Origin of the sequence: Cribrihabitans pelagius, from assembly GCF_048820915.1 — a bacterium.
Taxonomy (GTDB): Bacteria; Pseudomonadota; Alphaproteobacteria; order Rhodobacterales; family Rhodobacteraceae; genus Cribrihabitans_A; species Cribrihabitans_A pelagius.
In genome coordinates this window covers 1-18,143 of the sequence record NZ_JBMERR010000016.1, presented here as the reverse complement: position 1 = coordinate 18,143, position 18,143 = coordinate 1, and the positions used below count along the sequence as shown (strand labels likewise).

The following is an 18,143-nucleotide window of genomic DNA, read 5'->3' as shown; positions in this document are numbered from 1 at the left end:
CCGTTTAAAATGTCGTACTTAACAGATTTTCGGCGCCGTTGCCCTGTGCTGCGATTTGGCTGCTTGCATGGGGTGGCGGAAATTATCTATAAAAATCCAAACCCAAGGTGCCGCGCTCAACGCGGTGTTCACGACAGGAGCCACCATGCTGGACGCAGCCCCCATTCGAACCGACTGGACCCGCGAAGAGGCGGAGAAGATCTACAACCAGCCGCTGATGGATCTGCTGTTCCAGGCGCAAAGTGTGCACCGCCAGCACTTCGATCCGAACCAGGTCCAGAAATCCAAGCTCCTCAGCATCAAGACCGGCGGCTGCGCCGAGGATTGCGCCTATTGCTCGCAATCCGCCCGCAACGGCGCCAAGCTCTCCGCCTCCAAGCTGATCGAGGTGGAGCGGGTGATTGCCGAGGCGCGCAAGGCCAAGGAAGGCGGCGCCACGCGGTATTGCATGGGGGCGGCCTGGCGCTCGCCCAAGGACCGCGACATGGCGGCGCTGGAGGCCATGGTGCAGGGTGTGAAAGACCTTGGCATGGAGACCTGCATGACGCTGGGCATGCTGGAGGACGACCAGGTGTTCCGCCTGCGCGACGCAGGCCTTGATTACTACAACCACAACATCGACACCTCGGAGCGCTACTATTCCGAGATCATCACCACCCGCACTTTCGCCGACCGGATCGAGACGCTGAACCGGGTGCGCGAGGCGGGCATCAAGGTCTGCGCGGGCGGCATCGTCGGCATGGGCGAGCAGCAGATGGACCGCATCGACATGCTGCTGGCACTGGCAACGCTGGAAGAGCACCCGGATTCGGTGCCGGTGAACATGCTGATCCCGATCGCCGACACGCCGCTGGCCGACGTCGCCAAGCTGGACCCGATCGAGTTTGTCCGCACCGTGGCGCTGGCCCGCATCCTGATGCCGAAGTCCCACGTGCGCCTGTCCGCAGGCCGCACTGATATGTCGGACGAGATGCAGGCGATGTGCTTCTTTGCCGGTGCCAACTCGATTTTCGTGGGCGACACGCTCTTGACCGCGGACAACCCCGAAGAGGACAAGGACCAGCAGCTGTTCGACCGGCTGGGCATCACCGCGATGGCCGTCGGATGTGACGGCAGCCGCTGATGGCGAGCGCGTTCCCGAGGCATGAACGCGGACTAGAGGCGCTGCGCAGTCGCGGGCGCTACCGGCAGCTGATGCCGCGGGAGGGGTTGGATTTTGCCTCCAACGACTACCTTGGTCTTGCGGGCAGCGATGTGCTGCGCCGCGCTGCCGCTGATGCGCTGGCCCGCGGGGTGCCGGTTGGGGCGGGCGGATCGCGTCTGCTGCGCGGCAACGACAGTGAACACCAGCGCCTGGAAGCCGAGGCCGCGGAGTTTTTCGGCGCCGAAGCCGCGCTGTTCATGGGCGGCGGCTTCAACGCCAACCTGGCAATCTTCTCCACCCTGCCGCAGCAGGGCGATCTGGTGCTGCATGACGCGCTGATCCACGCCAGCAGCCACGACGGCATGCGGCTGGGCCGGGCGGAGACCCTCAGTTTTGCTCATAACGACGCGGCAGGCGCGGCCGCGGTGCTGCGCGATTGGCGCGCGGGGGGCGGCGAGGGCCAGGTCTGGATCGCGGTCGAGGCGGTCTATTCCATGGACGGCGACCTTGCCCCGCTGGCGGCGCTCCATGCGCTGGCACAGGCGGAGGGCGCGGTGCTGGTGGTCGACGAAGCCCATGCCACCGGCGTCTTTGGCGATGAGGGCCGGGGGCTGGCCCATGCCATCGCGCATCAGCCCCGGGTGCTGAGCTTGCATACCTGCGGCAAGGCGCTGGGCGCCTCCGGCGCGCTGATCTGCGGGGCCGCGGCGCTGATCGAGACACTGATCAACAAGGCGCGCGGCTTCATCTACGCCACTGCGCCTTCGCCGCTGAACGCCGCACTTGTGCGGGCGGCGCTGAAGGAGCTGGCGGGCAATCCTGGCCTGCAGTCGCGTGCCTGGGACAATATCCGCCATGCCCACGGCGAGGCGCAGCGGCTTTGCGGTCAGAGTGGTTTTCAAAGCCAAATTCTCCCCGTTCGCATCGGGGACGACAAACGTACCATGGCGTTGGCCGCCGCGATGCAGGCGGCAGGCTGCGACATCCGCGGCATCCGCCCGCCCACGGTGCCCCGCGGCACCGCGCGGCTGCGCCTGCCGATTACCCTGAACGTCACCCCGGCGGAGATCACCGCCATGTTCGAAACCCTCGCCCGCCAGATGGAGGCCGCCGCATGAGCGCAGTGATCGTCACCGGAACCGATACCGGCATCGGCAAGACCGTATTCTCCGCCGGCCTCGTGCAGGCGCTGGGCGCGACCTACTGGAAGCCGGTGCAATCGGGGCTGGAGGAGGAGACAGACAGCCAGATCGTCCGCCGTCTCTCGGGCCGCCCGGCGCTGACCGAGGAATACCTGCTGCAGCTGCCCGCCTCGCCGCATCTGTCGGCCGAGGCCGAGGGGGTGGAGATCGACACCGCGAACCTGCGCCTGCCTGAAATCGACGGTCCTCTGGTGGTTGAGGGCGCGGGCGGGGTGATGGTGCCCCTGAACCGGCGCGAACTGTTTTGTGACCTTTTTGCCGCCTGGGGCGCGCCGGTGATCCTCTGCGCCAGCACCCGGCTTGGCACCATCAACCATTCGCTGCTGTCCCTGATGGCGCTGCAGGATCTCGGCTGCCCGGTCATCGGGGTGGCTTTCATCGGCGATGCGGCGCCGGAGGTGGAGGAAACCATATGCCAGTTCGGCGACGTGCCGCACCTGGGGCGGCTGCCGTTCATTGAAGAGCTGAGGCCGGACGCGGCCCGGCCCGAAGGCCGGTCTGGGCCGGATGCTCTGGCCAGGGCCTTTGCTGAAAACATCAAGCTGGAGCTGATCCGGGAGATGCTGGCATGAGTGCGTCCGCCCTCAGCCCGCTGGAGTTTGACCAGAAACACCTCTGGCACCCTTACACCAACGTGGAAAAGCCTGGCCCCGCCTTCGTGGTGAAGGAGAGCGAGGGGCTGCACCTGACGCTGGACGACGGCTCCCGGCTGATCGATGCGATGTCGTCGTGGTGGTGCATGATGCACGGCCACCGCCACCCGGCCATCACCGACGCCATCCATGCCCAGCTCGACACCCTGCCGCATGTGATGTTCGGCGGGCTGACCCATGACCCGGCCATCGACCTGGGCCGCAAGCTTTTGCAGGTCACGCCCGAAAGCCTCACCCGCATCTTTTATTGCGACTCCGGCTCGGTTTCGGTCGAAGTGGCGATGAAAATGGCGGTGCAATACCAGCACGCGAAAGGCCGCCCGGGGCGCAGCCAGTTCGCCACCATCCGCTCGGGCTACCACGGCGACACCTGGAAGGCGATGAGCGTCTGCGATCCGGACACCGGTATGCACCACCTGTTCCAGGGCGCGCTGAGCGTGCAGCATTTCGTCTCCCGCCCGCCCGTCCGTATCCACGAGGAATGGGTTGATGATCCCGAAAGGAACGGCCTGGGCGAGCTGCGCGCGGTGCTGGAAGCGAACGCCGAAAAGATCGCCGCCTTCATCCTGGAGCCCGTGGTGCAGGGCACCGGCGGCATGTATTTCTACCACCCCGAATACCTCAACCAGGCGCGCGCGCTGTGTGATGAATTCGGTATCCTGCTGATCTTCGACGAGATCGCCACCGGCTTTGGCCGCACCGGCGAGCTGTTCGCCACCGGCTTTTGCGCGGTGGAGCCGGATATCATCTGCCTCGGCAAAGGGCTCACCGGCGGGCATATCTCTTTTGCCTGCACCATGACCAATGACCGTGTGGCTGAGGGTATCGGCGGCGGCAACCCCGGCATCTTCATGCATGGGCCGACCTATATGGCGAACCCGCTCGCCTGTGCCGCGGCCATGGCATCGCTGAACCTTCTGACCGGACAGGACTGGCGCGGCACGGTGGCGGCGATTGCCGAGCAGATGGCGGCAGAGCTTGCGCCCGCGCGCGATCTGCCGGGCGTGGCCGATGTGCGGGTGCTGGGCGCAATCGGCGTCATCGAGATGGAGCACCGCGTCTCCGCCGATGAAGCCCACGCGCGGGCCAAAGAAATGGGCGTCTACCTGCGGCCCTTCGGGCACAACATCTATTGCATGCCGCCGTTCGTCACCGGGCCTGAGGCGCTGAGCAAGATCACCGCAGGGATGCTGCGCCTGGCGCGGGAGTTGTAGATGGAGTTCCGCTGGCTCAAACAGGAGAGTGCGGACGAAGCCATCGTGGTCTTCGGCGGCTGGGCCATCGGGCCGGAGGTCTTTGCGCATCTCGAAGGCCCGGAAGACATCCTCTTCGCCAGCGACTATCGCGACCTGCGGGCGGGCCTGCCCGATCTGTCCGGCTACCAGCGGGTGCGGTTGCTGGCCTGGTCCTTCGGGGTTGCGTCTTATGCGCACTGGCAGCAGGGCAGGGCGGATCCTTTTGCCGCCAAGGTGGCGGTGAACGGCAGCCTGCAACCGGTCAGCCGCGCTGCGGGAATTCCGCCGGTCACCTTTCGCAGGACCGCCGAGACCCTCAGCCTCAACAGCTACCAGCAGTTCCTCAGCCATGCCTTTGGCGCCCCCCAGCCCGCGCAGATGCTGGACGTGGAGGCGCGCCGGGCCGAGCTGCTGGCGGTGGAACAGCGCGGAGACGCCCCGCGGCTGCGGCTTGATCGCATCTGGATAAGCGGGGCGGACCGGATCTTTCCGCCCGCCAGCCTCGCCCGCGCCTGGGCCGGCCAGCCCGTGCGCCGCATCGAGGCGCCGCATGTGCCCTTCGTCCAATTCACCGCCTGGGAGGAGCTGTTTCAATGAGAGACGTCCCCGCCCAGCAAGAAGGTGCCCCCCATCCCGCCAGCCGCGCGCGGCCCGGCTTGGATCAGTCCCGCGTGCGGCAGAGCTTCAAGCGCGGGTTGGGGAACTATCACCGCCACGCCACTGTGCAGGCCGAAATCGCCATCCGACTTGCCGCGCTGCTGGCGGATCTGGGCGCTCCCCGCAGTCTGAACGCGGCGCTGGAGTTCGGTTGCGGTACCGGTCATCTCACGACCGCGCTGACTGAGCGGCTCGATATCGGGCGGCTCACCCTCAACGACCTGGTGCCCGAGGCTGCCGCCGCAGCGGCCCATGCCGCGCGGCCGCACTGCGGTGTGCTCGACATCTTGCCCGGCCCGGTGGAGACGCTGCCGCTGCCCGGAGGGCAGGACCTGATCACCTCTGCCTCGACCGTGCAATGGGTGGACGACCTGCCTGCGCTCATGGCCCGGCTTGCGGAGCATCTGCGCCCCGGCGGCTGGCTGGCGCTTTCCGGCTTCGGGCGCTGCCAGTTCCGCGAGCTGGCCGAGCTCGGCTCCAGGGCGGCGGCGCCCAGTTATATGGACGCGCAGGAATGGCCTGCGATCCTGCCGGAGGGGCTGCAGCTCGTGGCGCTGGAACAGCGCCCGATGGTGCTGGAGTTTGGCAATATCGCCACCCTGCTGCGCCACCTCAGGCTGACAGGCGTCAACGGCAATGCTCGCCAGGGTTGGGGCCGCGCCAGGCTGCGCGCGTTTGAGGCTGCTTATCAGGCCCGCTTCGGGCGCGGCGGGCGGCTGCCTCTGAGCTACGACCCGGTCTGGCTGGTGGCGCGCAAGAACGCTTGAAGCCGCCGTCTTTTGCGGCAGCTTCGTAAAATCCGGCATTGTCTGGCGGATCTGCGCCATATTCCGTTGCGTCCGGTTATCCTTTGTCAACTTCGCCCGGCTAGGGTTCCAGCAAGCGCGCGCGCCGCTTTGGCCGCGGCTGTCATCTGGTACTACGGGAGAGACGTTGATGAATTTTAAGGGGTTTGCGCTGGCTCTGGCGGCGGCGGTGCTGGCATTGCCCGCGGCGGCGGCGGATCTGGGCGATGTGAAGACGCCGATCCGCCTGGCCCTCAACAATTGGACCGGGCAGCAGATTTCCAGCTACATCGTGGGCGGAATGCTGGAACATGCCGGGTATACAGTCGAATATATCGAGGCCGATTCCAACGGCATGTTCGCGGACATGGCCACCGGCGGTCTGCACGCCGCGGTGGAGGTCTGGACCACCAGCTCGCCCGAGGCCTACTACGCCGCGCTGGAGGAAGGCAACGTGGTGTCGCTCGGCGACATGGGGCTGGAGGCGCGCAACGGCATCGTCTACCCGGCCTTCGTGTCGCAGATGTGCCCCGGCCTGCCCAAGTGGGAGGCGCTGCGGGACTGCGCGCATATCTTCTCCAAGGACGGCAAGGGCCCGAAAGGGCGCTACCTTGGCTATCCGGCCACCTGGGGCTCGCCCGGGGCGGACCGGATGCGCGCGCTGGAGCTGCCCTTCGAGTATGAGGTCGCCGACTCCGAGGCCGCGATGATCGAGGAGTTCCGCGCCGCAATGGTCGAGAAGCGCCCGGTCATCGCCACCTTCTGGCAGCCGCATTGGGCGATGTCCTCCTACGCGCTGCAATTCGTGCGCCTGCCCAAGCCCGAGCCTGCCTGCCACAGCGACCCTGCCTGGGGGCCCAACCCGAAGGCCACCGGCGATTGCGATATTGTGCGCGGCGGCGTGGTGAAGGCCGGATGGATCGGCTTGAAGGACAAGTTTCCGGCCGCGCATGAGATCCTCAGCAGCTTCACTCTCAGCATCTGGGACCAGCAGCCGCTGCTTGGCATGGTCGATGTGAAGGGTGAAACCCACGCGGGCGCTGCAGCGGGCTGGCTGGCTGTGAACCGCGCCAAGTGGGAACCACTGGTCGACAGGGCGACCGGCAAATCCGGCTCCTGACCCTCGCGCCGCACGTCAAGGACCGGTGGCCCGGCCGCCGGCCTGGCGCAGCTGAGGGCTGCATCGGGCCGCTGCGCGGCTGGACCTCGCATTCCTGCGGCCCGCTCCGCGCGGCTGCTGTTGCCCCTGAAGGCGGCACATCGCGCAACCGCGACCAACAATAGGCGAAACCGCTTCCCGGGAGGGAAGCGGCTTTTCGTGCATCTCCGCCCAAACGCTGCCGGCCGGCGGGCTGGCATGGGCGGGGCAGCGGCATCCTTGCGGGCGCATTCTTGGCCCGGCGGCCCAATATTTGAAGCACCCGTCAGAAAATCTGTGCGAGGGTGCCGTTTTTCGCTGGCAAACTGCCGCAAATCGGTCAAAAACTTGAGCAGGCCGCAGCCACAGTTGGCAGGCGGACTGAGCAAGTGGCGCAAGGCCGGAACAAGACACACAGCCGCCAGGGCAGGGCCACGGGGTCTTTGGAGGCTGCGGGACAGCAAGCTCTGGCCGCCCGCGCGAGACAAGGCCGCGCCGCAAGAGCGGCCGCAACAGGGCTGTAAGGCTGGCCGCAACACAGGGAGAGAATTGATGAAATTAAACGTATTTGCCGCCGCGCTGGGCGCCACCGCGCTAAGCGCCGCCGCGAGCCTCGCCGCTGCGGCGGAGCTGGGCGACACCGGCACGCCGATCAAGCTGGCGCTGAACGAATGGACCGGCCAGCATGTCACCACCCATATCGCGGCCGGGATGCTTGAGGCGGCAGGCTACGACGTGGAGTATGTCTCCGCCGGGATGTTGAACCAGTTCCAAGCCATCGCCGATGGCGACATCCACGCGACGCTGGAAATCTGGTCCTCCAACGTTTCCGACGAATACGCCAAGAAGGTGGACGAAGGCACCGTGGTGGAGCTCGGCGATCTCGAGCTCGACGCCAAGGAGGGCATCGCCTATCCGGCCCATGTCGCCGAGCTTTGCCCCGGACTGCCCGCCTGGGAGGCGCTGAAAGACTGCGCCCAGCAATTTGCCACGGCCGAAACCCTGCCGCAGGGCCGCCTGGTGGATTACCCGGCCGACTGGGGCACGCCCGGCGCCGACCGCATGACCGGGCTGGACCTGCCCTTCAAGGCGGTGCCCGCAGGCTCTGAAGCGGCGCTCATCGTCGAGCTTCGCGCCGCCACCGAACGCAAGACGCCGCTGCTCATCACCTTCTGGCAGCCGCATTGGGCGATGTCGGCCTATGACGTGAAATTCGTCGAGCTGCCCCCGGGCGAAGAGGCCTGCTTCTCCGATCCCGCCTGGGGCCCGAACCCCGACGCGGTGAACGACTGCGACTTCTCCCCGTCGCGCATCTTCAAGGCGGCCTGGGCCGGCATGGAAGAGAAATGGCCCGCGGCATACGAGATTCTGTCGAGCTACACGCTCGCGGTCGAGGATCAGCAGCCGATGATGGGCGCGGTCGACGTGGACGGCAACAAGGTCGAGGACGTGGTCGCCGGGTGGATGGCCGCGAACGAAGACAAGTGGCGCCCGGTGGTCGAGGCCGCAACCCAGTGAGCGCCGCCCAGTGACCGGCGCAAATACCCCCGCCATCACCTGCCGGAATGTCTGGCAGGTTTTTGGCCCCAGCGCGGACAGCGCCCTGAAGGCGGCGCTGTCCCGGCAGGAGACCCCCGCCGCCGCCGCGGAGGAGCTGCGCGGCAAGGGGCTGGTCCCGGCGGTGCAGGATATCTCCTTTGACGTGAAGGAGGGCGAGCTTTTCGTGATCATGGGGCTGTCGGGCTCCGGCAAATCCACCCTGATCCGCTGCATCTCGCACCTCTTGCACGCAACCGGCGGGGAGATCCGCATCGACGGCGAGAACATCGTCGAGGCCAGCCCCAAGCGGCTGATCGAGCTGCGCCGCAAGAAGCTGGGCATGGTGTTCCAGCACTTCGGCCTGTTCCCGCATATGACGGTCGCCGACAATGTAGCCTATCCGCTGAAGGTGCAGGGCGTGCGCCGCAAGGCGCGGCTCGCGAAGGCACAGGAGGTGATCGACCTCGTTGGCCTTGGCGGGCGCGAGGGCAACTACCCGCGCGAGCTTTCCGGCGGCCAGCGCCAGCGGGTCGGCATCGCGCGCTCGCTGGTGGCGGATTGCTCGGTCTGGTTCCTGGATGAGCCGTTCTCGGCGCTGGATCCGCTGATCCGGCGGCAGTTGCAGGACGAGTTTCTGGAAATCCAGGCCAAGCTGAAGACCACCATCGTCTTCATCACCCATGACATCAACGAGGCGTTGAAGCTGGCCGACCGCATCGCCATCATGCGCGACGGCAAGATCGTGCAGATCGGCACCCCCGCCGATATCGTGCTGCGCCCGGCGGATGAATACGTGCGCGAATTTTCCAAAGATGTGGCCAAGGGCCGCCATGCCCGCGTCGCTTCCGTCATGCAGGCGGGGGAGGGGCTGGCGCATGGGGCGGACGACCCGGGCCTGCGCCAGGACATGACGCTGGATGCGGCCTTGGCGCGCTGTATGGAGCTTTACGAGCCGGTGCCGGTGCGCGGCGCTGACGGGCGGCTGGTCGGGGTGGTGAACCCCGCCGACCTCGCCGCCGCCTTGCAGGTGGAGCAAGGGTAATGGCCGGGCTGACCAAGGGTGCATGGGCGGCGCTGCTGGCCGTGACTGCGGGCGCGCTCTGCCTGGCGCTTGAGGGCGTGGCGCCCTGGCTGTGGAAATTTCCCGCGGCCTGGGTGCTGCCCGCGACCGATTGGGTGGGGGCGGGCCTGGAATGGTTCCTGGCGCTGATCAAACCCGCCGCGCGCGCCTTCTCGGCGCTGATGTTCTATCCGATGGACTGGGCCAATGCACTGCTGAGCCACACGCCCTGGCCGCTCCTGATCGCCGCCACCGCCGCGCTCGGCTGGATCCTGGGCGGCCTGCCGATGGTAATTATGGCCGTTGCCGGGCTGGGCTTCGTGCTGGCCTCCGGCTATTGGCCTGAAAGTATGAACACGCTGGCGCTGGTCGCCGTCTCGGTGCCGCTGGCGCTGGTCCTGGGCGGCGGCATTGGCATCCTCGCGAATGAAATGCCGCGCCTGCGCAAGCCGGTGCAGGCGATGCTCGACGTGATGCAGACGGTGCCGACTTTCGCTTACCTCACGCCGTTGCTGGTGCTGTTCGGATTTGGCCCGGTGGTGGGGCTCATCGCCTCCGCCATCTATGCCGCGCCGCCGATGGCGCGCAATGTGCTGCTGGGCCTGGAGCGGGTCGAGCCGGAGATCAAGGAGGCCGCCGTCATGGCCGGCGGCACCCGCTTCCAGCAGCTGTTCCAGTGCGAGATCCCCTCGGCCGGGCAGCAGATCATGGTCGGTGTGAACCAGTGCCTGATGGCGGCGCTGTCGATGGTGATCATTGCCGCGGTCATCGGCGGCTTTGACGACATCGGCTGGGAAGTCTTGCTGACCATGCGCAAGGCGCAGTTCGGTCAAAGCCTGCTGGCAGGTCTGGTGATCGTGGTCTTTGCCATCCTGATCGACCGGATGAGCGGCACGCTGACCGAGGACCGCCGCACGCGCCATGACCGCCGGGTGGCCTGGGTGATCCTTGGAGCAGGTCTGCTGGCGGCGCTGGCGCTGTGGGACAGCGTCCAGGCGCCGGGCCGCTATGCGTTGTTCGATCCTGTGGCGGACAACGTGGACGCCGGGCTGTCGGCCTGGACCAGCGCCAATGCCGCCACGCTCACGGCGGTGAAGAACAGCGTGATGTTCTATGTGCTTCTGCCGCTCCGCATTGGGCTTGATCAGTCGGTCCTGCCCTTCACCTGGGGGTTCTCCTGGACGCCCGCGATGAGCCTTGCCCTGTTTGCGGCCGGGGGCCTGGCCGCTGTGGTGCTGGCCTGGCGGGGGCATTTGACGCTGGGGCTTTTGCTGCTGATCGCGGCGGGGGTGCTGGAGACCGGCATCTCGCAGCTGCCCTGGCCCTTCGTGCTGGCGGGCGCGGGGGCGCTGGCCTGGGTTGCGGGCGGGCGCGGCCTGGCGGTGATGACGGTGCTCCTGCTCGGCTCCATCCTGGTCTCTGGCCTGTGGGAGCGGGCGCTGCTGTCGCTGTATCTGTCGGGCGCTGCGGTTTTTGCCTGCGCGGTGCTGGGCGGTGGTATCGGGCTTCTGTCCGCGGTGTCTCCCATGGCCTGGCGCATCGTGCGGCCGGTCTGCGACATGCTGCAGACGATCCCGCTGTTCGTTTTCCTGATCCCGGTGCTGATGGTGTTCCAGATCGGCGAGTTCTCGGCCTTCCTCGCGATCATCGCCTATGCCATCGTGCCGATGATCCGCTACACACGGCACGGGCTGACCGCCACGCCCGAGGAAATGATCGAGGCTGCCACTGCCGCGGGTGCTACCAAATGGCAGATGCTGAAGGACGTTCGCGCGCCTTATGCGGCGCCGTCCATCCTGCTGGGGCTCAACCAGACCATCCTTTATGCCTTTGCGATGCTGGTGATCGCGGCGCTGATCGGCACCACTGGTCTCGGCCAATCGATCTATCTCGCGCTTGGGCAGGCGGATGTGGGGCTGGGTATCTCGGCCGGAGCGGCGATGGCGATCCTGGCGCTGATCGCAGACCGCATGGTGCAGGGCTTCGCCGAGGAGCGGCGCAAGGCCCTGGGGCTGTAGGGTCCCAAAGGCCTGCCAGTGAAAAGGGCGCCCCCGCGGCGCCCTTTTTTGATCTGGGGCAAAGTTCCCTGCCAGGGAGCCGCTATAGCTGAATCTGAGACCGAGCAATTGGCAGGAGGCCCCGCATGGGCGGCTGGTTCGAATTCACCGCAGCCTTGCTGCTGTTTCTGGCAAGCCACGCCTTCCCCGTGCGCCCGCCGCTGCGCCCGTGGCTGATGGCGCGGCTGGGGCGCGGGGGCTATTTCCTTGGCTACAGCCTGCTGTCGCTGGCGGTTCTGGCCTGGCTGATCGGGGCCGCGGCGCGGGCGCCTTATGCGGGTGTTCTGCCGCCGTGGGAGGCCTTTCGCTGGGTGCCGCTTCTAGTGATGCCCTTTGCCTGCCTGTTTGCGGTGGCAGGCCTTACGGGGCGGAACCCGCTCAGCTTCGGTGGCACAGGCCCGCGCAGCTTTGGCCCGGCCCGGCCCGGGATGCTGGCTGCGAGCCGCCACCCGCTGCTCGCAGCCATGGCACTTTGGGCCGGGGCGCATCTTCTGGCCAATGGCGATCTGGCGCATGTGCTGCTGTTCGGTATTTTTGCGGCCTTCGCACTGGCTGGCATGGCGATGATAGACCGGCGCAGGCAACGCGAAATGGGGCAGGCGGAGTGGCAGCGCCTCAGCCGCAATACCGCGCGGTTCCACCCCGCCCGCCTGCGCCCCACGGGCCTGCAGGCGGCGTTGGCGGCAGGGCTTTTCCTGGTGCTGCTGGCGCTGCATACTCCGGTGATTGGCCTCGCACCTCTGCCCTGAAATGGGCAGGGGGGATTGACCCCGGCGCCGTTTTGCCGGCCAATGGCACACCCCGCTCAAACCCTCCCGGCGGGCGCGATGACTACAGGAGAGACGACCCATGCACCTGTCCTATGTGATAACCGAAGCGCGCGGCGCCACCGACCGGCTGCTGAGCGATGTGGCAGCTGAACTGCAATCGCGCGGCGTGCGCCTGGCGGGCATCGTGCAGACCAACACCGAATGCCGTGACGACGCGCTCTGCGACATGGATGTGCGGGTGCTGCCAGGGCAGGAGAACATCCGCATTTCGCAATCGCTCGGCCCCGGCGCGCGAGGCTGCCGGCTGAACCCGGAGGCGCTGGAACAGGCGGTGGCGCAGGTGACTGCCTCGCTGCACGAGAGCCCGCCGCCACAGCTGCTGATCGTCAACAAGTTCGGCAAGCACGAGGCCGCAGGACGGGGCCTGAGACCGGTGATCGGCGAGGCGCTGGCGCTGGGAATCCCGGTGATCTCCGGCGTCAACAAGCTGAACCTGGAGGCGTTTCAGGAATTTGCAGACGGCATGGCCAAGGCCGCGCCCGTCGAACTGGAGGCGCTGGCCGCCTGGGCGGAGAGAGCTGTCGCAGAAACCGCCTGAGCCAGAAAAATATTTGGAAACAATGGTCTGGCCCGCATTCCTATGCGGGCCTTGGCCGCGCGCGCAGCGTCAGCGCATGTGACAGCCCTGCGGCTCAACCACCAGCATCCAACCATCATAAAAGGGGAAGATGGTGGGCGACCTTGGAATCGAACCAAGCGTGCGTCTCCGCGAGGGAGTTACAGTCCCCTGCCACACCTTGCGGCCTGTCGCCCACTGTCAGTTGCGTGTTGCACCTGATGTGGAGGCGTGATTACTAGCAGCCCAAACGGGCGTCAACCGGAAAATCGCAAGTTTTTTCCCTCGCCCCTGAATTCTTTCTGCCGGAGAGCGCAATGCCGAAAAAACCCAAGTGGGTCGTCGAAAAGGAACAGGCCCGCAAGACCGCATCAGCCGAAACCGTGTGGCTGTTCGGGCTGCATGCGGTGCGCGATGCGCTGGTCAACCCGCGGCGCGAAAAACTGCGCCTGATGGTGACGATGAACGCCGAGGCCAAGCTTGCCGACGCCATTGCTCAGGCCGGTATCGAGGCCGAGGTCATCGACCCGCGCAAGTTCAATCCGCCGATCGATCCGCAGTCCGTGCATCAGGGCGCGGCGCTGGAAGTGAAGCCCTTGAACTGGGGCGGGCTGGCCGAGAACTGCATTGGCGCCGAAGCGCCGCGGGTGCTGCTCCTGGACCGGGTGACCGACCCGCATAACGTCGGCGCCATCCTGCGCTCGGCCGAGGTGCTGGGCGCCAGCGCGGTGATCGGCACCCGCCATCATTCTGCCCCCGAAACCGGCGCGCTTGCCAAAACCGCCAGCGGCGCGCTGGAGCGCCAGCCCTACCTGCGCATGCGCAACCTGGCCGATACCATCACCGAGCTGCAGGCCATGGGCTTCCTGGTGCTGGGCCTGGACGGCGAAGCCGAGGACACCATCGAAAGCGCCGTGGAGGGCCGCAAGGACCGGCCCGTCGCGCTGGTGCTCGGCGCCGAGGGACCGGGGCTCAGGCAGAAGACCAAGGAGACCGTGGACCGGCTCGTCAGGATTGATGCGGCAGGCGGTTTCGGCTCGCTCAATGTCTCCAACGCCGCCGCAATCGCGCTCTACGCTTCCCGCGCGCGCTGAGGGTAACTGCGCAGGCTCGCGGCCCGTCACGGCAGGTTCACATCTGCGTATGCGGCCTTTGCATTGCTCGGGGCTTGCGGCACATTTGTCTGGCTTGACGATGATGTGACGGAGAAAGACGTGATCCTGCGCCCGCTGCTGCTGGCTTTTGCCCTGATAGGACTTGCCGTTCCGGAGCGTTCCGGGGCGGAGGCCGATTTGGTTCCGGTGTATTCCGCGCGCGAAGGCGTGGCGATCGGCGGCTATGACGCGGTGGCCTTCTTCGAGCGCGGCGAGGCCCGGCCCGGCCGCCGCCTTCATGCGGTGATGTGGAAGGGCGTGGTCTGGCGCTTCTCCTCTGCGCGCAACCAGGCGTTGTTCGAGGCCAACCCCCGCGCCTACGCCCCGGCCTTTGGCGGGTATTGCGCCTATTCCTTGTCGCAAGGCCATTTGCGGCGCGGCGACCCGCAGGTCTGGTCCATCGTCGGCGGCGAGCTGTATCTATTGAACAACCCTGCCGCCGCCAGCCGCTGGCGTGGGAATACCGCGCCGCTGATCGCCGAGGCAGCAGCGTATTGGCCTGCGATTCTGCGGAAATGAGGTGCTGACCGGCACGTCACCTCACATTCTCGTGAGGGGGGCTTTTATTTTCTCAACTGTGGCGCATATTCAATAGTGACTGCGGTATGGAACCACCGCAGATCTTTTTCACTGTCCCTCGTTCCATAACTTGCGCCCGGCTTAATGCCCGGGCGCATTTTTCTTTGTGGCGGCCGGTCTTCCCGCTTTGCCAGCCCGCACGGCGCGGCTAGGCTCTCGCCCATGACGGATTACAGCGACGATCTTCTGAAATCGATCCTCCAGCGCACCCGCACGGTGGCGGTGGTTGGCGTGTCAATGAACCCGGTGCGGCCCAGCTATTATGTGGCGCGCTACCTGAGCCTCAAGGGGTTCCGGGTGATCCCGGTCAACCCCGGCCACGCGGGCAAGCCGCTGTTTGGCGAAACCGTGCGCGCAAGCCTCTCGGAGATCGAGGGGCCGGTCGGCATGGTCGACATCTTCCGCCGCTCCGAAGCCGTGCCCGCCATCGTCGATGAAGCGCTCGAGGTCTTCCCGGAGCTGCAGACCATCTGGATGCAGATCGGGGTGGAACACGCCGAAGCCGCCGCCAAGGCCAAGGCGCGTGGCGTCACGGTGATCCAGAACCGCTGCCCCAAGATCGAATACCAGCGCCTGTTCGGAGAATTGCGCATGGGCGGTTTCGCCACCGGCATCATCTCCTCAAAACTCTGAAGCGCGGGGAGGGAAGCACTCCCGCCCTCGCGGCGCCCTCCCGGCGGAGGACCTTCCCGGTCGGGCCGGGCGCCGCTGCGCGGCGGGAGGGAAATTGCTGAGAGGCGCTTGAGGGGCAGGTGTGCCCGAAAGCGCTGTGTCCATTGTGTCTTGAAGGATGCGCGTCAAGGGCAAGCCGCGCCTGAGGCGCGGAGGCTGCGCCTTCCTTGACGCGCGGGTTGCAGGGCGCCCGCTGCGCGTTTCGCGCGGCGCCGGGCCCAACGCGGCCGCGGATGTGGCTGCCGCAGGCAGACGCATTGCGCCGGGGCGGGAGCGCGCCCGCCGTATCGGGGGAGGTGGCGAAGGCTGGCCGGCCATTGCGGGGGGCAGCAGCCCAGGAGGCGGTCAGCCCTTGCTGCGGGCAGCTTTCTCTGCGATGCCGCTCAGGCCCTGGCGCTCGGCCAGAACGGCGAGCACGTCCGCAAGCGCCACATCGCGTGCGGCCAGCATCACTAGGAAATGATACAGCACGTCAGCGCCTTCGGAGGCGAGCTTCTCCCGGTCGCCCTTCACCGCTTCGATGATCGCTTCCACCGCTTCCTCGCCGAATTTCTCGGCGCATTTCTCGGGGCCCTTGGCGAGCAGCTTGGCTGTCCAGCTGCTCCCGGGATCGGCGCCCTTGCGGGACAGGATGGTGGCTTCCAATTGCTCCAGCACGCTCATTGCAGCCTCATCGGGATGCCGGCCGCGGCCATGTGCTGTTTGGCTTCCTGGATGCTGTATTCGCCGAAGTGGAAAATTGACGCTGCCAGCACCGCGCTGGCGCCGCCTTCGGTCACGCCCTCGACCAGGTGATCCAGCGTGCCGACCCCGCCGGAGGCAATCACCGGCACGTCCACCGTGTCCGAGATCGCCCGGGTGAGCGGCAGGTTGAAGCCCGATTTGGTGCCGTCCCGGTCCATCGAGGTGAGCAGGATCTCCCCGGCGCCCTTGGCCGCAACCAGCCGCGCGAACTCCACCGCGTCGATGCCGGTGGGCTTGCGGCCGCCATGGGTGAAAATCTCCCACTTGCCGGGGGAGACCGTCTTGGCGTCAATGGCGCAGACAATGCACTGGCTGCCGAACTGTGCCGCGGCTTCGGCAATGACTTCCGGGTTGGCGACCGCGGCGGAGTTGAACGAGACCTTGTCGGCCCCAGCCAGCAACAGCGCGCGCACGTCTTCCTTGCTGCGCACCCCGCCGCCCACGGTCAACGGCACGAAGCATTGCTCGGCAGTGCGGCGCACCACGTCGAACATGGTGCCGCGGTTTTCATGGGTGGCGTGGATGTCGAGAAAGCAGATCTCGTCCGCGCCCGCGGCGTCATAGGCCTTGGCGGATTCTACCGGGTCACCGGCATCGCGCAGGCCGACAAAATTGACGCCCTTGACCACGCGGCCATCGGCGACATCGAGACAGGGAATGATACGGGTCTTCAGCATGCAAGCCTTATGGCGGGATTTTTGCCCGCAGGAAAGAGGGCTTTGCGGTGCTGGGTCGCGGCGGTGGGCGCCGCGGCAGAAACGGGGGCTTTGCCCCCTCGCGCCTTCGGCGCTCACCCCCAGGGTATTTCGAGTCAGAAAGTAGCGGAGGGAGGCCGGGGCAGCGGGTGCGGGTGCTGCCCGGTGACTGCGCAGGGCGCGGGATTGGAGGAAGGCCGTTCGCATGTGAGGCGCGGGTTCCACTCCGAGCCGGTTCAGCACCGTGGCCGCGATGCGCGGCTGGCTCGGCTCCTGCTCGGGATGCGGCGCCTTGGCTTGGCCGAAATAGGAGAATGGCACCTCGCGGATGACCCACTCCATGCCGCCGCGGCGGCATTCCGCGTTCGTGCCGTGACCGGCTGCCACTACCACCTCGTAGTCCAGCCGCAGCCAGGCGGGCCTCGCGAGCGACAGCGCACTGACGATCATCCAGGTCTGGCAGCGGTACCCGGCGCAGTCGCCGCCATGGGTGTGGACCTGGGTATCGGCCGTGCTGGATCGCGGAGGCCTGGTGCTCGTGTTCGATGAAGCGCAGCCGGAGCCAGGGCTGGCCTCTGTAGTGCCGTTAAATTACCCCCGCGCTGGCCTGCGGCTGAGAAGCTGCGGGTCGTGGAAGAGACCTAGTATGGGGGAGAGCATTTCCGCCGTTGCGCGTCGCAATGGCGTGGCGGCCAATCTGCTGTATCGCTGGCGCAAACTGATGCTCGAAGGGGGCAGTATCGCCGTGACGGGAGACGACAGTGTCACCCGCAGACCGGCAGGCGATTTGGCAAAGCCAAATCTGCCGAGAGGGGCCAACAAGACGGTGCGGGATATGGAGGCGCGCATCCGGGAGCTTGAACACCCGCTCCGGCGCAAGACGCTTGAAGTGGAGATCCTGAAGGAAGCGCTCGACAAGTCACGGTCAAAAGAAACGGCCTTGCTTGCGCAGTCGCTGAAACGGGACAATTTGCCATGAAAGCCGTCGCCGAAACTCTGGGCGCGTCCCGCTCGATCCTGCACGAACGGCTGAGTGGGAGCGCGAAGCCGCGCCGGAGCTATCATAAAGCTCAAGACGCGGCGGTGTTGCCGCGCATCGGACGGCTGGCGGCAAAGCGCCCGACCCATGGCTGCCGCCGGATCACGGCAGTTCTGAACCGGGAACTCAGGACCGCAGGGCGCGCGCCTTTGAACCATAAGCGCTCTCTGTTTGCGGGATCGTCAAGTGCGGGTTCTATTGCCGTTCGGGGTCCTGGTTCTCTACGAAGTCGGTGTTTCCGCTTCCTGATGGCGTCCGGGAGCTGACCAGCCAGAATGTTCTCTGTTTGCGGGATCGTCAAGTGCGGGTTCTATTGCCGTTCGGGGTCCTGGTTCTCTACGAAGTCGGTGTTTCCGCTTCCTGATGGCGTCCGGGAGCTGACCAGCCAGAATGTCATTCGCGAA

The 18,143-nt window shown here is 66.6% G+C and carries 17 protein-coding genes, 1 tRNA gene and 1 pseudogene; 16 read left to right on the top strand and 3 right to left on the bottom strand.

Annotated elements, in window-relative coordinates; all coding sequences use genetic code 11:
- Positions 1 to 145: 145 nt before the first annotated feature.
- The 12 genes from bioB to ACOHX0_RS14600 all read left to right on the top strand — a co-directional run bounded on the left by bioB (position 146) and on the right by ACOHX0_RS14600 (position 12,838).
- Complete coding sequence (gene bioB / locus ACOHX0_RS14655) at positions 146 to 1,123, top strand: biotin synthase BioB (RefSeq protein ID WP_420677703.1); 978 nt, start codon at positions 146 to 148, stop codon at positions 1,121 to 1,123.
- Entirely contained in the window at positions 1,123 to 2,262 is a 1,140-nt protein-coding gene (locus ACOHX0_RS14650) for an 8-amino-7-oxononanoate synthase (RefSeq protein WP_420677702.1), read from the top strand. The genes bioB and ACOHX0_RS14650 overlap by 1 nt, the downstream gene beginning before the upstream one ends.
- Entirely contained in the window at positions 2,259 to 2,918 is a 660-nt protein-coding gene (gene bioD, locus ACOHX0_RS14645) for a dethiobiotin synthase (RefSeq protein WP_420677701.1), read from the top strand. Before ACOHX0_RS14650 ends, bioD begins: the two co-directional genes overlap by 4 nt.
- Complete coding sequence (gene bioA, locus ACOHX0_RS14640) at positions 2,915 to 4,213, top strand: adenosylmethionine--8-amino-7-oxononanoate transaminase (RefSeq protein WP_420677700.1); 1,299 nt, start codon at positions 2,915 to 2,917, stop codon at positions 4,211 to 4,213. Before bioD ends, bioA begins: the two co-directional genes overlap by 4 nt.
- Positions 4,214 to 4,831 carry a pimeloyl-ACP methyl esterase BioG family protein gene (locus ACOHX0_RS14635; protein ID WP_420677699.1) on the top strand — a complete coding sequence of 206 codons (618 nt, stop codon included), beginning with the start codon at positions 4,214 to 4,216 and terminating at the stop codon, positions 4,829 to 4,831.
- Positions 4,828 to 5,658 carry a methyltransferase domain-containing protein gene (locus tag ACOHX0_RS14630; protein ID WP_420677698.1) on the top strand — a complete coding sequence of 277 codons (831 nt, stop codon included), beginning with the start codon at positions 4,828 to 4,830 and terminating at the stop codon, positions 5,656 to 5,658. The genes ACOHX0_RS14635 and ACOHX0_RS14630 overlap by 4 nt, the downstream gene beginning before the upstream one ends.
- Before the next feature lie 169 nt (positions 5,659 to 5,827).
- The gene (locus ACOHX0_RS14625) at positions 5,828 to 6,796 is read left to right on the top strand and encodes an ABC transporter substrate-binding protein (RefSeq protein ID WP_420677696.1); all 969 of its coding nucleotides are present in this window, start codon (positions 5,828 to 5,830) and stop codon (positions 6,794 to 6,796) included.
- Between the two features lie 570 nt (positions 6,797 to 7,366).
- A complete protein-coding gene (locus tag ACOHX0_RS14620) occupies positions 7,367 to 8,332 on the top strand; it encodes an ABC transporter substrate-binding protein (protein WP_420677695.1) in 966 nt (321 codons plus the stop codon).
- Positions 8,333 to 8,342: 10 nt separating this feature from the next.
- Complete coding sequence (locus ACOHX0_RS14615) at positions 8,343 to 9,395, top strand: quaternary amine ABC transporter ATP-binding protein (protein ID WP_420677693.1); 1,053 nt, start codon at positions 8,343 to 8,345, stop codon at positions 9,393 to 9,395.
- Positions 9,395 to 11,431: an ABC transporter permease gene (locus tag ACOHX0_RS14610; RefSeq protein WP_420677691.1), complete on the top strand. Its 2,037-nt coding sequence runs from the start codon at positions 9,395 to 9,397 to the stop codon at positions 11,429 to 11,431. The genes ACOHX0_RS14615 and ACOHX0_RS14610 overlap by 1 nt, the downstream gene beginning before the upstream one ends.
- Positions 11,432 to 11,556: 125 nt before the next feature.
- Positions 11,557 to 12,219: an NnrU family protein gene (locus ACOHX0_RS14605; protein WP_420677688.1), complete on the top strand. Its 663-nt coding sequence runs from the start codon at positions 11,557 to 11,559 to the stop codon at positions 12,217 to 12,219.
- A gap of 100 nt (positions 12,220 to 12,319) precedes the next feature.
- Positions 12,320 to 12,838, top strand: coding sequence for a DUF2478 domain-containing protein (locus ACOHX0_RS14600; protein ID WP_420677687.1), 519 nt, complete (start codon positions 12,320 to 12,322; stop codon positions 12,836 to 12,838).
- Between the two features lie 131 nt (positions 12,839 to 12,969).
- Here ACOHX0_RS14600 and ACOHX0_RS14595 read toward each other — a convergent pair.
- Positions 12,970 to 13,053, bottom strand: a tRNA-Tyr gene (locus ACOHX0_RS14595).
- A gap of 120 nt (positions 13,054 to 13,173) precedes the next feature.
- Here ACOHX0_RS14595 and rlmB point away from each other — a divergent pair.
- The 3 genes from rlmB to ACOHX0_RS14580 all read left to right on the top strand — a co-directional run bounded on the left by rlmB (position 13,174) and on the right by ACOHX0_RS14580 (position 15,222).
- Entirely contained in the window at positions 13,174 to 13,950 is a 777-nt protein-coding gene (gene rlmB / locus ACOHX0_RS14590) for a 23S rRNA (guanosine(2251)-2'-O)-methyltransferase RlmB (protein WP_420677686.1), read from the top strand.
- Between the two features lie 105 nt (positions 13,951 to 14,055).
- Positions 14,056 to 14,529, top strand: a complete 474-nt coding sequence (locus ACOHX0_RS14585; RefSeq protein WP_420677685.1) for a YHS domain-containing (seleno)protein — start codon at positions 14,056 to 14,058, stop codon at positions 14,527 to 14,529.
- A gap of 222 nt (positions 14,530 to 14,751) precedes the next feature.
- On the top strand, positions 14,752 to 15,222 hold the full coding sequence (locus ACOHX0_RS14580; RefSeq protein ID WP_420677684.1) for a CoA-binding protein: 471 nt from the start codon (positions 14,752 to 14,754) through the stop codon (positions 15,220 to 15,222).
- A gap of 384 nt (positions 15,223 to 15,606) precedes the next feature.
- Here ACOHX0_RS14580 and ACOHX0_RS14575 read toward each other — a convergent pair whose 3' ends face one another.
- On the bottom strand, positions 15,607 to 15,924 hold the full coding sequence (locus ACOHX0_RS14575) for a phosphoribosyl-ATP diphosphatase (RefSeq protein WP_420677683.1): 318 nt from the start codon (positions 15,922 to 15,924) through the stop codon (positions 15,607 to 15,609).
- Positions 15,921 to 16,682: an imidazole glycerol phosphate synthase subunit HisF gene (gene hisF, locus ACOHX0_RS14570; RefSeq protein ID WP_420677844.1), complete on the bottom strand. Its 762-nt coding sequence runs from the start codon at positions 16,680 to 16,682 to the stop codon at positions 15,921 to 15,923. The genes ACOHX0_RS14575 and hisF overlap by 4 nt, the downstream gene beginning before the upstream one ends.
- A gap of 618 nt (positions 16,683 to 17,300) precedes the next feature.
- Here hisF and ACOHX0_RS14565 point away from each other — a divergent pair.
- Positions 17,301 to 17,903, top strand: a pseudogene (locus tag ACOHX0_RS14565) (transposase); the annotation flags it as partial.
- Positions 17,904 to 18,143 lie beyond the last annotated feature (240 nt).